Origin of the sequence: Streptomyces avermitilis MA-4680 = NBRC 14893 (genome assembly GCF_000009765.2) — a bacterium.
GTDB lineage: Bacteria > Actinomycetota > Actinomycetes > Streptomycetales > Streptomycetaceae > Streptomyces > Streptomyces avermitilis.
Genome location: NC_003155.5, coordinates 4,500,083 through 4,516,322, shown reverse-complemented (window position 1 = coordinate 4,516,322; position 16,240 = coordinate 4,500,083). Strand labels below are relative to the sequence as shown.

General features: G+C 74.4%; 2 protein-coding genes. Both read left to right on the top strand.

All coding sequences use genetic code 11. From position 1 onward, the window contains the following. Positions 1-37 precede the first annotated feature (37 nt). Positions 38-5,167 (top strand): non-ribosomal peptide synthetase, encoded by a 5,130-nt coding sequence (locus SAVERM_RS18805; protein WP_010985074.1) that lies wholly within the window; start codon positions 38-40, stop codon positions 5,165-5,167. Further along, positions 5,164-16,239 (top strand): non-ribosomal peptide synthetase, encoded by an 11,076-nt coding sequence (locus SAVERM_RS18800; protein ID WP_052295932.1) that lies wholly within the window; start codon positions 5,164-5,166, stop codon positions 16,237-16,239. The genes SAVERM_RS18805 and SAVERM_RS18800 overlap by 4 nt, the downstream gene beginning before the upstream one ends. The last annotated feature ends 1 nt before the right edge of the window (position 16,240 follow it).

Below are 16,240 nucleotides of genomic sequence, written 5' to 3'. Positions count from 1 at the left end.
CCGCCCACCCCGACCCAGGTCTGTGACAGGAGTTACCGTGAACGCCGAACTGCTTTCGGAACGCTTCGCCGAGCAGGCGTTCCGTACGCCGCACGCGGCCGCCGTCGTCGACGGAGCCCGGACGGTGACGTACGAGGAGCTGGACCGTGCGTCCCTGCGCATGGCCCGCCACCTGCGGGACCTGGGTGCGGGGCCCGAGACGCTCGTCGGGGTGAGCCTGCCGCGCGGCGTCGATCTGATCGTCGCGCTGCTGGCCGTCTGGCGGGCCGGCGCGGGCTATGTCCCGCTCGACCCGGCCCAGCCGCCCGCCCGCCTGTCGGACCTGGCCCGGGAGGCCGGGGCGCGCCTGGTGGTCGCCGGACCGGCCCTGGCGGGCCCCGTGCGCGACGCCGGTGCCCGGCGCGTCGGACCCGAGGAGATCCCGGACCGGTCCTCGGACCCCGCCGGCCCGCTCCCCGCCGCCGACCCCGCCAACGCGGCGTACGCCGTCTTCACCTCCGGTTCGACCGGCCGGCCCAAGGCCGTCGTGGTCACCCACGCGGGCATCGCGAACCGGATCGGCTGGACCGTGCAGCGGCATGCGCTCGGGGCGGCCGACCGGGTTCTGCAGAAGACCACCATCGGGTTCGACGCGGCCGGCTGGGAGATCTTCGCGCCGCTGGTCGGCGGCGGCACCGTGGTGCTCGCCCCGGCGGGCGCCGAGCGCGACCCGGCCGCGCTGCTGCGCGCGGTGGCCGACCACGGCGTCACCGTGCTCCAGGTCGTGCCGTCGGTGCTGCGGCTGCTCGTGGAGGAGGGTGACTGGAGCGGCTGCGGCTCGCTGCGGCTGCTGTTCTCGGCGGGCGAGGCCCTGCACGCCGAGCTGGTCGCGCGGCTGCGTGAGCGGACGGGCCAGGACCTGGAGGTCTGGAACACCTACGGTCCCACCGAGTGCTCCATCGACATCACCGCGCAGCTCGTCGACCCCGCGCTCACCGCGGGTCCGGTGCCCATCGGCCGCCCGCTGCCCGGCATGCGCGTCCTCGTCCTCGGACCGAACGGTGTCCCCGTGCCCGTCGGTGTTCCCGGCGAGCTGTACGCGGGCGGCGTCGGAGTGGCCCGCGGCTATGCCGGGCGCCCCGATCTGACCGCCGACCGTTTCGTGCCCGACCCCTACGCCACCGAGCCCGGCGCCCGCCTCTACCGCACCGGTGACCAGGTGCGCTGGCGCTCCGACCGCACCCTCGAGTACCTGGGCCGGCTCGACCACCAGGTGAAGGTCAACGGCGTCCGGATCGAGCCCGCCGAGGTCGAGGCCGCGCTCGCCGCGCACCCGGCGGTCACCGGCGCGGTCGTCACGCCGTACGAGGCCGACGGCGGCGGCAAGCGGCTCGCCGCGTACCTCACCGTCAGCGGCGAGGCGGACCCGGCCGGGCTGCGCGGTTTCCTGGCCGAGCGGCTGCCGGACAGCCATGTCCCCTCATTCCTCCACACCCTCGACGCGTTCCCGCTGACGGCCAACGGCAAGGTCGACCGGGCCGCGCTGCCCTCCCCGGCCGAGATCGCCGCCGCCGGGCAGCCCACGTACACGGCCCCGCGCGACGCGGCGGAGGAACTCGTCGCGGGGGTCTGGGCCGACCTCCTCGGTCTCGACCGGGTCGGCGCGCTCGACGACTTCTTCGCGCTGGGCGGCACGTCGCTCCAGCTGACCCGGCTCGCGGCCCGGCTGCGCGCCGCGTCGGGCGAGAAGGTCTCCCTGCGCGGCCTGTTCGCCGCGACGACGGTCCAGGCCCAGGCCCAGCTGATCGGCACACCCACGGGGGCGGCCGACGGCGGGACGAGCGGTGCCGTGACCGGCGGCACGACAGATGCCGGGCACGAGGGCACGGGCGGCACGGGCGGAGCCGTCCACGGCGGCACGGGCGCCGACGTGGACGACGGGCCCCAGATCCGCCCCGTCCCGCGCACCGGCGACCTCCCCCTCTCCTCCGGTCAGCGCCGCCTCTGGTTCCTGGACCGGATGCACCCCGGCAGCCCCGAGTGGGTCGCCCCGCTCTTCCTGCGGCTGCCGGGTTCCCTGGACGCCGGGACCGTGGGCCGGGCCCTGGACGCGCTCGCCGCCCGGCACGAGCCGCTGCGCACCCGCTACGTCGACCAGGGCGGCGAGCCGCGCCAGATCATCGACGCGCCGGGCGCCGGCACCGTCGAGCTGCGCGTCGAGGACACCGCCCGCGACGGGGTGGCCGCGCTCTTCGGCGCACAGTTCGAGCGGGGCTTCGACCTCGCCGCGGGCCCGCTGTGGCGCGCGCTGCTGGCCCGGGTGGCCGGCGAGGACCATGTCCTCCTTCTGACGATGCATCACATCACCTGCGACGGCTGGTCGACGGTGATCCTGGAACGGGAGCTGCGCGAGCTGTGCGCCGCCGACCGGGCCGGCCGCGCGCCGGACCTGCCCGAACTGCCCCTCCAGTACGCGGACTACGGCTCCTGGCAGGGTGCCCGCCTCACCGACGCCGTCGTCGAGGGCGAGCTGACCCACTGGCGCGCCGCCCTCGACGGCATCGCCCCGCTCGACCTGCCCGCCGACCACCCCCGCCCGGCGGTGCGTGATCCGCGCGGCGCGGTCGTACCGTTCCGCGTCGCCCCCGAACTCGCCGTCAAACTAGCCGAGTTGGGCCGAGCCCACGGCGCCACCCCGTTCATGACGCTGCTGACGGCGTACGCCACGCTGGTCGCCCGCCACACCGGCCAGTGGGACGTCCCGGTCGGCACCCCGGTGGCCGGCCGCACCCGGCCCGAGACCGAGAACATGGTCGGGTTCTTCCTCAACTCCCTCGTCGTACGCTGCGGCCTCACCGCGGACCTGGGCTTCACCGAGGCCCTGCGCCGGGTCAGGGACGCGGCCCGCGCCGCCCTCGTCCACCAGGAGCTGCCCTTCGAGCGGCTGGTCGAGGAGCTTCAGCCCGAGCGCGACCTGTCCCGCACCCCGCTCTACCAGGTGGCCTTCGACCTGCACAGCGAGGGCGTGACCAGCGTCGTCACCCATGACAGTGACCTGGCCGCGTTCGCCGAGGCCTGGCAGGTCGCGAAGACCGATCTGTCGCTGTTCATGCGGCAGACGCCCGACGGCTCCCTCGACGGGGTCCTCGAATACGCCACCTCGCTGTTCGAGCGGGGCACCGCCGAGCGCATGACCGGCCACTTCCTCACCCTCCTCGAACAGGTGGCCGAGCAGCCCGAGACCCCGCTCGGCGCTCTGGAGCTGCTCTCCGCCGACGAACGCCACCGCCTCCTCGTCGAGTGGAACGACACGGCCGAGGACACCGACGACCGTACGGTCTTCGAACGCTTCGAGGAGCAGGCCCGCAGCGCCCCCGAGCGCACCGCCCTGACCTTCGGCACCGAGACCGTGACGTACGGCGAACTGGACGCCGCGGCCAACCGGCTGGCGCAGCACCTGCGCACCCGCTGCGTGGGCGCCGAGTCACGCGTCGCGGTCCTGCTCGACCGGGGTCCCGAACTGGTCACCGCGCTGCTCGCGGTGTGGAAGGCGGGCGGCGCCTATGTGCCGGTCGACCCGTCCTACCCGGCCGAGCGCATCGCGGCGATGTGCGACACGGCGGGCGTACGCACGGCGGTGACCACCTCCGCGTACGCGGCCCGCTTCACCTCCTCCGGCACCCGCCTGCTGCTCCTGGACACGGACGCCGACGACATCGCCGGGCGCCCGGCCGCCGCGCCCGCCCGGACCAGGGACCCGCGACGGCTCGCGTACACCATCTTCACCTCGGGCTCGACCGGCACACCCAAGGGCGTCGAGGTCACCCACCAGGGTCTCGCCAACCACGTCGCCTGGGCGGCCCGCGAACTCGCCGGGCAGGACTACGGCGGCGGCGCCCTGTTCTCCTCGGCCGCCTTCGACCTCGTCGTCCCCAACCTGTGGGCGCCGCTGGTCACCGGGCAGCGGCTGTTCCTGCTGCCGCAGGACACCGACATGTCCGAGCTGGGCAAGCGGCTCGCGGAGGCCCAGCCGTTCAGCTTCGTCAAGCTGACCCCGGGCCACCTCGACATCCTCGCCCTCCAGCTCACCCCGGCCCAGGCGGGCGCGCTCGCGCCGGTGCTGGTGGTGGCGGGCGAGGCGTTCACCCGCGCCACCCTGGAGCGCTGGCGCGCACTCGCCCCGGACACCCGGCTGATCAACGAGTACGGGCCGACCGAGGCGTCCGTCGGCACGACGGTGTACGAGATTCCCGAGCATGCCGACGCCGACGTACTGCCCATCGGACGCCCGCTGCCCAACATGCGGGTGTACGTCCTCGACCCGGCGCTCCAGCCCGTCCCGGTCGGGGTCGCCGGCGAGCTGTACGTCGGCGGCACGGGTGTGGCGCGCGGCTACGCGAACCGCCCCGACCTGACGGCCGACCGCTTCCTGCCCGACCCGTACGGCACCGGCCCCGGCGCCCGCATGTACCGCACCGGCGACCTGGTCCGCCACCTCCCGGACGGGAACGTCGCGTTCCTCGGCCGGGTCGACGACCAGGTCAAGATCCGCGGCTATCGCGTCGAACTCGGCGAGATCCAGGCCGTGCTGACAGCGCACCCCGCCGTCCGCGACGCCGTCGTCACCGTGCACCGGCCCGAGAACGGCGAACCGACGCTGGCCGCCCACGTGGTGCCCGCCGACGCCGCCGCGCCGCTGCCCGACCTCGCCGCCCACTGCGCCGCACGCCTGCCCGAGTACATGATCCCGGCCACCTTCACCGCGCTCGACACGATCCCGGTCAACGCCAACGGCAAGGTCGACCGCAGCGCCCTGCCCGCGCCGGGACGGACCGCCGACGACGAGAGCCATGTCGCACCCAGCGGCCCCGTCGAGGAGCGCGTCGCCGAGATCTGGACCGAACTGCTCGGCGTCCAGGCCGGAGCACACGACAACTTCTTCCACATCGGCGGCAATTCGATCCTCGCGATCCGCCTGATCTCCCACCTCCAGCAGGAGTTCGAGATCGACTTCGCGGTCCGCACGGTCTTCGAGGGACCGACGGTCGCCCGTATCGCGGCCACCGTCGAGGAGCGCGTCACCGCCCAGATCGCCGCGCTCTCCGACGCCGACCTCCTCGACGACGCGGCCCGCACCGACACCACACACCTCACGAACAACCCAGCGCTGAAGGAGCACCAGGCATGAGCACCGGGGAAATGGAGAAGCCCGTCCTCTCGGGCACTGATGCCGACGCGCTCCGCGCCGAACTGCTGCGCCGCCGTCTCGCGGGCCGGCGCACCGGCGCCACCCGCCGCCCGGACATCCCCCGCGCCGACCGGGACGGCCCGCTGCCGCTGTCGTACGGCCAGCAGCAGATGTGGTTCCTCAGCCGCCTGGAGCCGGACAGCCCCGAATACCTGGTCCCGCTGGTGCTGCGGCTGCGCGGCGCCCTCGACACCGAGGCCCTCGACAAGGCCTGGCACCAACTGCTGGAGCGGCACGAGATCCTGCGCACCCGCTACGCCCTGGACGGCGACGAGCCCGTCCAGATCATCGACGCGCCGCGCCCCCTGCCCCTGGACCGGTCCGGGGCCGCGGACGACGACGCGGTCCGCGCCCTGGTCGAGGCGGACCTGGCCCGCCCGTTCGACCTCGGCCGCGACTGGCCGGTGCGGGCGCGCCTGATCCGGCTCGCCGACGACGAGCACGTCCTCGCGGTGGTCTTCCACCACATCGCCTGCGACGCCTGGTCCACCGGCGTCTTCGGACAGGAACTCAGCGCCCTGTACACGGGCTCGGCCCCGGCCCCGCTCACCGTGCAGTACGCGGACTACGCCGCCTGGCAGCGCGCCGAGCTGACCGGCGAGGTCGTCGAACGTCACCTCGACCACTGGAAGGGCCGGCTGGCGGACCTCGCGCCGCTCGAACTGCCCACCGACCGGCCGCGCCCCGCCGTGCGCGACGGCGCCGGTTCCGCCGTCGCCTTCGACGTGCCCGCCCCGCTGGGCACCCGGCTGCGCGAGCTGGCCGCCGCGCACGACAGCACCCCGTTCATGCTGTTCCTCGCCGCCTACCAGAGCCTGCTGGCCCGCCACACCGGCCGCGCGGACATCGCCGTCGGCACCGTGGTCTCCGGCCGCGGCCGCCCCGAGCTGCAACGGCTCATCGGCTACGGCATCAACACCCTGGTGATGCGCGGCGACCTCTCCGGCGACCCCGCCTTCACCGACCTGCTGGCCCGCACCAGGGCCACGGTCCTGGACGCCTACGACCACCAGGACGTCGCCTTCGCCCAGGTCGTCGACGCCCTCGGCCCCGAGCGCGACCTCTCCCGCACCCCGCTGTTCCAGGTCGCGTTCACGATGCACGGCGACCGCAGCTCCGCGTTCGCGTTCCCCGGCGTCGAGGTGGCGCCGTTCGAGGGCGCGGGCCGGGTCGCCAAGTTCGACCTGGACCTCCAGATACGTGAGCGGGCGGACGGCTCGTTCGGCGGGCACCTGGAGTACGCCACCTCGCTGTTCGACCGGGCGACGGTCGAGCGGTTCGCCGGCCATCTGCTGCGCCTGCTCACGGGGATCGCCGCCACGCCCGGGGCGCGCCTGTCCGCGTACGAGATCGTGGGCGAGCGGGAGAAGGCCGTCCTGCTCGGCGCCCCCGAGGCCGTGGAGCCCGTGACGCGCCGCGTGCACGAGGTGTTCGAGGAGCAGGTGGCGCGGACCCCCGAGGGGGTCGCGGTCTCCTTCGAGGGGACGGATCTGACGTACGCGGAGCTGAACGCCCGCGCCAACCGGATCGCCCACGCCCTGATCGCGAAGGGGGTCGGCCCGGAGACGCTCGTCGGGCTGAGCCTGGAGCGCGGCATCGAACTGATCCCGGCCCTGCTCGGCATCCTCAAGTCGGGTGCCGCGTATCTGCCGCTGGACCCGGCGAACCCGGCCGACCGGATCGCGTACATCGTCGGGGACGCACAGGCCCCGGTGGTGGTGACCACCGCCGAGCACGCGCATCTGTTCGACGTGGAGCTGCTGCTCCTCGACACGGACGCGCCGGACCTGGCCGCGCGGCCGGACTCCGACCCGGGCGTGCCCGGCAGCCCCGAGAACCTGATCTACACGATCTACACCTCCGGCTCGACGGGCCGGCCGAAGGGCGTCGCCCTCACCCACACCAACGTCGTACGCCTCCTGGAGCGCGGCAACGAGCACTACGCCTTCACCGACACCGACGTCTGGCCCCTCTTCCACAGCTACGCCTTCGACGTCTCCGTCTGGGAGATGTGGGGTGCCCTGCTGCACGGCGGCCGGCTGATCGTCGTCCCCTACGACGTCACCCGCTCCCCGGAGGAGTTCCTCGACCTGCTGGTGCGCGAGCGCGTCACCGTGCTCAACCAGACGCCCTCCGCCTTCCGTTCGCTGGTCGCCGCGGACGCCGAACTGTCGCTGCGCGCGGTGGTCTTCGCGGGCGAGAAGCTGGAGATCTCCGAACTGCGCCCCTGGGCCGACCGGTTCGGGCTCGACCGGATCGCGCTCGTCAACATGTACGGGATCACCGAGACCACCGTCCACACCACCTACCACCGGCTGACCGAGCGGGACCTGGACCCGCGGGCGGGCAACGCGGTCGGCCATCCGCTGGCCGACCTGCGGGTGTACCTCCTGGACGCGGACCGACAGCTGGTCCCGGTCGGCGTGCCCGGTGAGATCCACGTCGGCGGCCCCGGCGTGGCACGCGGCTACCTCAACCGGCCGGAGCTGACGGCCGAGCGGTTCGTCCCGGACCCGTACGGTCCGGCGGGCTCGCGTCTCTACAAGAGCGGCGACCTCGCGCGCCGGCTGCCCGACGGCAGCCTGGAGTTCCTGGGCCGGATCGACGACCAGGTCAAGATCCGCGGCTTCCGGATCGAGCTGGGCGAGATCGAGACCGCGCTGGCCGCGCATCCGCAGGTCCGTGACGCCGTCGTCCTGGTCCGCGAGGACACCCCCGGCGACAAGCGCCTCGTCGCCTACACGACGCCGGCCGCCGACCAGGCCCCGGCCCCCGGCGACCTGCGCTCCCACCTGGCGGCCCGGCTGCCCGAGTACATGGTCCCGGCCGCGTTCGTCGCCCTCGACGCGCTGCCCCTGACCACCAACGGCAAGCTCGACAAGCGCGCCCTGCCCGCCCCCGGCCAGGACGCCCTCGGCGCCGCCGGCCACGTCGCCCCGCGCACCGTCGCCGAGGAGCGGATCGCCGAGGTGTGGGCCGACGTCCTCGGCCTCGACCGGGTCGGTGTCGAGGACGGCTTCTTCGAGCTCGGCGGTCACTCCATCCGCGCCGTCACCCTGGTGGGCCGGCTCCGCGCGATCGGCTACGACCTCGCCGTGCGCGACGTCTTCGAGTACCGCACGGTCGCCCGCGTCGCCGAACTGGTCACCGGGCGCCCGGCACCGGAGGACGCCGACCGCAGGACCGAGCCGTTCTCCCTGCTCACCGCCGAGGACGCGGCCCGGCTGCCCGACGGGCTCGCCGACGCCTACCCGCTGTCCCAGGTGCAGCTCGGCATGGTCGTCGAGATGCTCACGGACGACGGCAAGCACCCGTACCACAACGTCACCTCGTTCCGTATCCGCGACGAGCGGCCCTTCTCGCTCGACGCCCTGCGCGCCGCCGCCGCGGCCGTCGTCGCCCGCCACGAGGCGCTGCGCACCTCCGTCGACCTCACCGGCTACTCCGTGCCCCTGCAACTGGTCCACACCACGGCCGAGATGCCGGTCGGTGCCCGCGACCTGACCTCCCTCACCGAGGAGGAACTCCTTTCCTCCCTGCGGGAGTTCACGGCCAAGGAGCGCTCCGAGCTGTTCGACCTGGCGACCCCGCCCCTGCTGCGCCTGCACGCACACATGGCGGGCGACGGCAGCTGGTGGATCACCAACACCGAGTGCCACGCGATCCTCGACGGCTGGAGCCACCACTCCCTGCTGATGGAGGTCCTGGAGGAGTACGGCCGCGTCCGCGACGGCGGACAGCCGTCCGAGGCCCCCGTGCCGGGCGTCCGCTTCGCCGACTTCGTCGCCGCCGAGCTGGACGTGCTCGACTCCGCCGGGACCCGCGCCTACTGGCAGTCGGTCGTCGACGGCTACGCCCGGCTCACCGTGCCGGCCCCCTGGCGCGGCGACCCGGACGACACCGGCGCCCCGTACCGGGTGCCCGTGCCCTTCCACGACCTGGAGGACCGGCTGCGCGCCCTGGCCACGAAGGCGGGCGCCTCCCTCAAGAGCGTCCTGCACGCGGCCCACCTGAAGACGCTGAGCATGCTCACCGAGGAGGACCGCTTCTTCAGCGGTCTGGTGTGCAACGCCCGGCCCGAGGTGCTCGGCGCCGACCGCGTCTACGGCATGCACCTGAACACGCTGCCGTTCGCGTACGACCGCACGGCCGCCACCTGGCGCGACCTGGCCGCCGCCGTGTTCGCCCGGGAGATCGAGCTGTGGCCCCACCGCACCTATCCCATGCCGGTCATCCAGCGTGAACTCGCGGGCGGCGAGCGGCTGATCGACATGCGGTTCAGCTATCACGACTTCGACCAGGTCGACCGCGCCCAGGTCGACTACCTGGCCAGCATCGACGACAGCCCCACCGAGTTCCCGCTCGGCGTCTCGGCCCGCGTCGGCCACCTCGTCCTCACCGCGTCCCCGAAGGCCCTGAGCCGCGCCGGCACGGACCGCCTCGCGGCCATGCTGCGCGGCGTCCTGGAGGCGATGGCGGCGGACCCGGAGGGCGACGCGCAGGCGTCGTTCCTGCCGGCGGGGGAGCGGGAGCGGCAGCTCGTCGAGTGGAACGACACGGCGTACGAGGCCGAGACCGCCTCCGTGCTCCGGCGCTTCGAGGAGCAGGCGGCCCGCACCCCGGACGCGGTGGCCGTCGGTCACCAGGACGGCACGCTCTCGTACGGCGAACTCGACGTGCGCGCCAACCAGTTGGCGCACCATCTGCGAGGCCTGGGCGTCGGTGCCGAGTCGCGGGTCCTGGTCCGGCTCGACCGGGGCCCGGACCTGCTGACGGCGCTGCTCGCGGTGTGGAAGGCCGGGGGCGCCTACGTCCCGGTCGACCCCTCCTACCCGGCCGACCGCGTCACCGCCATGCGGGAGCTGTCCGGCGCCCCCGTGACCCTCACGGAGATCCCGGTGCGGGCCCTGATCAGCCTGCCCACCGGCGCTCCCGCCAGGACCGACGACCTGGACCGGCTCGCGTACGTCATCTTCACCTCGGGTTCGACCGGCACCCCGAAGGGCGTCGAGGTCACCCACCGGGGACTGGCCAACCATGTCGCCTGGGCGGCGCGGGAACTGGCGTCCCAGGGGGACGGCGGAGCCCCGCTGTTCTCCTCGGTCGCCTTCGACCTGGTCGTCCCGAACCTGTGGGCGCCGCTGGTCACCGGCCAGGCCGTGCACACCGTGAGCCAGGACGTCGACATGGCCGACCTGGGCGAGCACCTCGTCGCATCGGGCCCGTACAGCTTCATCAAGCTCACCCCGGGCCATCTGGACGTGCTCGCCCAGCAGTTGGCACCCGAGCAGGCGGCGGCCCTCGCGCCGGTGCTGGTGGTGGCGGGCGAGGCGTTCACCCGCGCCACCCTGGAGCGCTGGCGCGCGCTCGCCCCGGACACCCGGCTGATCAACGAGTACGGGCCGACCGAGGCATCCGTCGGCACGACGGTCCACGAGGTGCCGCGGGACGCCGAGACCGACGTACTGCCCATCGGGCGCCCGCTGCCCAACATGCGGGTGTACGTCCTCGACCCGGCGCTCCAGCCGGTCCCGGTCGGGGTCACGGGTGAGCTGTACGTCGGCGGCACGGGCATCGCCCGCGGCTACGCGGGCCGCCCCGACCTGACGGCCGAGCGCTTCCTGCCCGACCCGTACGGCACCGAGCCCGGCGCCCGCGTCTACCGCACCGGCGACCTCGTACGCCAACGCCCGGACGGGAACGTCGAGTTCCTCGGCCGGGTCGACGACCAGGTCAAGATCCGCGGCTACCGCGTCGAACTCGGCGAGATCCAGGCAGTGCTCACCGCCCACCCCGGTATCCGCGACGCCTTCGTGACGACCGTCGACGGCGAACTGGCCGGCTACTACGCGCCCGCCGGCGCGGAAGGGGTCCGCGAGCACCTCGCCGACCGGCTGCCCGACTACATGGTCCCGGCGACCCTGACCGCCCTCGACGCCCTGCCCCTGAACGCCAACGGCAAGATCGACCGCAAGGCGCTGCCCGCACCCGACGCCGCCGCGGCCGACGACGACGGGTACGTCGCCCCGCGCACCGACACCGAGGAGCGCATCGCCGCCGTGTGGGCGCAGGTCCTCGGCCTCGAACGCGTCGGTGTCGAGGACGGCTTCTTCGAGATCGGCGGCCACTCCATCCGCGCCGTCGCCCTCGTCGGGGCACTGCGCTCCGCCGGGTTCGACATCGGCGTACGCGACGTGTTCGAGCACCGCACGGTCGCCGCCCTCGGCGAGCACCTGACCGGGCGCCCCGCCCGGACCGAGGTGGACACCCCCGTGGCGCGGTTCGCGCTGGTGCCGGCCGAGGACCGCGCGCGGCTGCCCGAGGACGCGGTGGACGCCTATCCGCTGACGCAGGTACAGCTCGGCATGGTCCTGGAGATGCTCGCCGACGACACCAAGCACGCCTACCACAACGTGTCCTCGTTCCGGATCACGGAGGCCGCGCCCTTCTCCGCCGACGCGCTGCGCGGCGCCGCCGCCGTGGTCGCCGGCCGCCACGAGATGCTCCGCACCTCCTTCCACCTCGACGGCTTCTCGCAGCCGCTCCAGGTGGTGCGTGCACACGCGGCGATCCCCGTCGCCGTGCACGATCTGACCGCGCTCGACGAGGCGGGGCGGCGGCGCGCCGTCGAGGAGTTCATCGCCCGGGAACGCGCCGACCTGTTCGACCTGGAGCGGGCCCCGCTGCTGCGGATGACCGCACACGTCGAGGAGGACGGCGCCTGGCGCCTCGGCCTCACGGTGTGCCACGCCATCACGGAGGGCTGGAGCCACCGCGCGCTGCTGATGGAGCTGCTCGACGAATACCGGCGGCTGCGCGACGGCGGACAGCCGTCCGAGGCCCCCGCGCCCGCCGTCCGCTACGCGGACTTCGTCGCCACCGAGGTGCGCTCCCTGGAGTCGGAGCACGACCGGGCGTACTGGCGTGACGTCACCGGCGGCTTCGCGCGCTTCGCGCTGCCGGCGGCCTGGGCGGGCGACCGCTCGGCCCCGCGGGAGACCTTCCGGGTCGCGGTGGAGCTGCGCCCCTTCGAGCAGGGGCTGCGCGCCCTGGCCGCGCGGGCCCGGGTCTCCCTCAAGAGCGTGCTGCTCGCGGCGCACCTGAAGGCGCTGAGCGTGCTGACCGAGGAGGACCGCTTCCACTCGGGTCTCGTCTTCAGCGCCCGCCCCGAGGCGCCCGGCGCCGACCGCGTCTACGGCATGTACCTCAACACCCTGCCGTTCGCCTTCGACGCCGACCGCGACCGCACCTGGGAGGAGCTGGTCCGCGAGGTCTTCGCCCACGAGGCGGGCATGTGGGAGTACCGGCGCTACCCGATGCCGGCGATCCAGCGCGACGCCGGGGTGGAGCGGCTGCTCGACGTGCGCTTCAGCTACCAGGACTTCGACCACGTGGACACCGAGCGCGTCGACGTCGGCGACAGCTCGGGCGAGGGCGCCACGGAGTTCTCCCTCGCCGTGTCCGCTGTCTCCGGCTACCTGCTGATGACCACGCACACCCACGCCCTGTCCCGGGCGAACGCCGACCGGCTCACCGCGCTGTACGCGGGCGTGCTCACCGCCATGACACAGGACCCGGCGGGCGACGCCCGGGCCGTGCCGCTGCCGGCGGACGAGCTGCGGCGCCAGCTCGTCGAATGGAACGACACGGCGTACGAGGCCGAGACCGCCTCCGTGCTCCGGCGCTTCGAGGAACAGGCGGCCCGCACCCCGCGGGCGCCCGCCGTGACCCTGGGCGAGCGGACCCTGACCTACGCCGAACTGGACGAGCACGCCAACCGGCTGGCCCACGCGCTGCGGGCGCGCGGTGTCGGCGCCGAGTCCCGGGTGGCGGTCCAGCTGGACCGCGGCCCCGTGCTGATCGCCGCGCTCCTCGCGGTGTGGAAGGCGGGCGGCGCGTACGTGCCCGTCGACCCGTCCTACCCGGCCGAGCGCGTCGCGTCGATCGTCGGGACGTCGGGCGCCGCGGTGGCGGTCACCTCGGCGGCGTACGCGGACCGGTTCGGTGCCGTGTCGCTGCTGCTCGACGACGAGGACGTCAGCGCCCTGCCGTCGGCCGCGCCCGCCCGCGCCGACGACCTCGACCAGCTCGCCTACGTCATCTTCACCTCCGGTTCGACCGGCCGGCCCAAGGGCGTCGAGGTGCCGCACCGCGGCCTCGCGGGCCATGTCGGCTGGGCGGCACGGGAGCTGGCCTCGCGGGGGACGGGCGGCGCGCCCCTGTTCTCCTCGGTCGCCTTCGACCTGATCGTCCCGAACCTGTGGGCGCCGCTGGTCACCGGGCAGCGGGTGTTCGCCGTCCCGCAGGACACCGAACCCGCCGAGCTGGGACACCGGTTGCTGGCCGGCGCCCCGTACAGCTTCGTCAAGCTCACCCCCGGCCACCTCGACCTGCTCGCCGAGCAGCTCACCACCGAACAGGCGCAGGAGCTGGCCGAGGTCATGGTGGTGGCGGGCGAGGCGCTGCCCGGCGCCACGGCCGACCGGTCCCTGGACATCCTCGGTCCGGGCCGCCTCATCAACGAGTACGGCCCGACCGAGGCCTCCGTCGGGACCACGGTCTTCCCCGTCCTCGCGCCGGTCGGGCGCGACGTCGTACCGATCGGGCGTCCGCTGCCCAACATGCGGGTGTACGTGCTGGACTCGGCGCTCCAGCCGGTGCCGGTGGGAGTCACGGGGGAGCTGTACGTCGGCGGCACGGGTGTCGCCCGCGGCTACGCGGGCCGCCCCGACCTGACCGCGGAGCGGTTCCTGCCCGACCCGTACGCGGCCGAGCCCGGCGCCCGGCTGTACCGCACCGGTGACCTCGTACGTCACCTCCCGGACGGGAACGTCGAGTTCCTCGGCCGGGTCGACGACCAGGTCAAGATCCGCGGCTACCGGGTCGAACTCGGCGAGGTGCAGGCGGTGCTCGCCGAACACCCGGCCGTGCGCGACGCGTTCGTCACCGTCCACGAGCCCGTTCCCGGCGACCGGCGTCTGGTCGGCTACTGGACGCCCGCCGCGGGCGCCGGGGCGCGGCCGGAGGAGCTCGCGGCGCACTGCGCGGTGCGGCTGCCCGACTACATGGTGCCGTCGGCGTTCGTGGCCCTGGAGGCGCTGCCCCTGAACGCCAACGGCAAGGTCGACCGGGGGGTCCTGCCCGTCCCCGGCCGGGGGGCGCTGCGCAGCGGCACCGCGCATGTGCCGCCGCGCACCCCGACGGAGAAGGCGCTGGGCGCCATCTGGTCCGAGGTCCTCGGCGTCGAGGAGATCGGCGTCCACGACCGCTTCTTCGACCTCGGCGGCCACTCGCTGCTGATGATCAAGGTGCTGGCGGCGGCCCGCGCGGCGGGCCTCGCGGTCTCCGTCTACCGCATGTACCAGCACGACACGCTGATCGACCTGGCGGCGGCGGTGGACGAGGACACGGCGGCGGGGGCCCGCGCGGGCGGTTCGCAGTCGGCCGACGCGGAGTCGGCCACGAGCGGCGCCGCCGCCGAAACACAGGCCTCGGCCGGCACGGCACCGGCCTCTTCGGCGGAGGCTGGCGGGTCTCCGGCGGAGGCTGCCGGGTCTGCTGTGGGTGCCGTCTCGGCTGGGGGCGCTCGTGCCTCCGGTGCTGCGGGCTCCTCCGGGGAGGCTGTCGCCCCCGCTGCGGTTGCTGCGGGCTCTTCCGGGGAGGCTGTGGTCTTCACCGCTGCCGCTGCCGCTCCCGGCGTCCCCACTCCCGCTCCCGGCGTGGACGCCGCCGCCCCCACCGTCGCCGTCTCCGCCGAGTTGCTTGCCGCTCTGTTGGAGCAGGCCGCCGGGGGTGACCCGGGGCGGGCGGGGAGCGGGGTGGTGCCCGAGGCCGCCGCGTTGCTCGGGGCCGCGCGCCGGGAGGCGCCCGGGGTGCGGGGCGAGGACCGGGATCCGCTCGCCGAGGGGCTCACGGCCGCCATGGCCGAGCGTCATGTGCCGGGCGTCGCCCTCGCCGTCATCCGCGACGGCGCGGTCGCCGAACTGCGCGGCCACGGCACCCTCGAGGCCGGCGGCAGCGACCCGGTGACCGAGCGCACCCTCTTCCAGGTCGGCTCCATCAGCAAGCACCTGACCGCGTTCGCGGTCCTGCGTCTCGTCCACGAGGGCCTCATCGACCTGGACGCCGACATCGACGGCTACCTCACCTCCTGGCACCTGGCCGACGACCCGGCAGCGCCGGGCACCGTCACCGTGCGCACGCTGCTCGGCCACCGCGCCGGTCTCGCCCGGCACCGCAGCGTCGGGTTCCGCCCCGGCGAACAGCTGCCCACCCTCCTGGACCTCCTGGAGGGCAGGCCCCCGGTGACCACCCCGCGCGTACGGCGGGAACTGCCGCCCGGCGAGGTGTTCCGCAAGAGCAGCACGCACTACTGGGTGCTCCAGCAGGTGCTGGAGGACGTCACGGGCGAGCCCTTCGAGACGCTGATGCGCCGGCTGGTCCTCGACCCGCTCGGCCTCGCCGACACCAGCTTCGACCAGGAACACCCGCGCACCGCGGGCCTGCCCGTCGCACTCGGGCACGACGCCCACGGCACCCCGCTGAGCGGCGGCTGGCGCGAGCGGGCCCACCTGGCGGCCGCCGGCCTGTGGACCACGGCGGGCGACGCCGCCCGCTTCGTACTCGCCGTACGGGACGCCCTCCTGGGCGCACCGGGGGCCCTCGTCCCGCAGGCCCTGGCCCGGGAACTGCTCGCGGGCGAGACCGGCACCTTCTACGGGCTCGGCACCATCGTCGACGACACCGGCGACGACCTGGAGTTCGGCCACGGCGGCGAACCCTCGGGCTACTGGAACATGGCGATCAGCCGGATGCACGGCGGCACCGGGTTCGTCGCGCTCACCAACGCCGACTCCGGCAAGGCCGTCGTCAAGTACCTCACCGCCGAACTCGGCCGCAGGGACGCGACGTTCGGCAGCGGCCGGCTCGCCGCCGACTGGCGTCGCGAGGACCCGGCAGGCGCGCTCCCGGCGGTGCTCGCCCCCGTCGTCACGGACGAGGAGCGCGCATGAC

Coding starts and splice junctions, on each gene's coding strand:
- SAVERM_RS18800 (WP_052295932.1), top strand. CDS start 5,164: ATGAGCACCGGGGAAATGGAGAAGCCCGTCCTCTCGGGCACTGATGCC.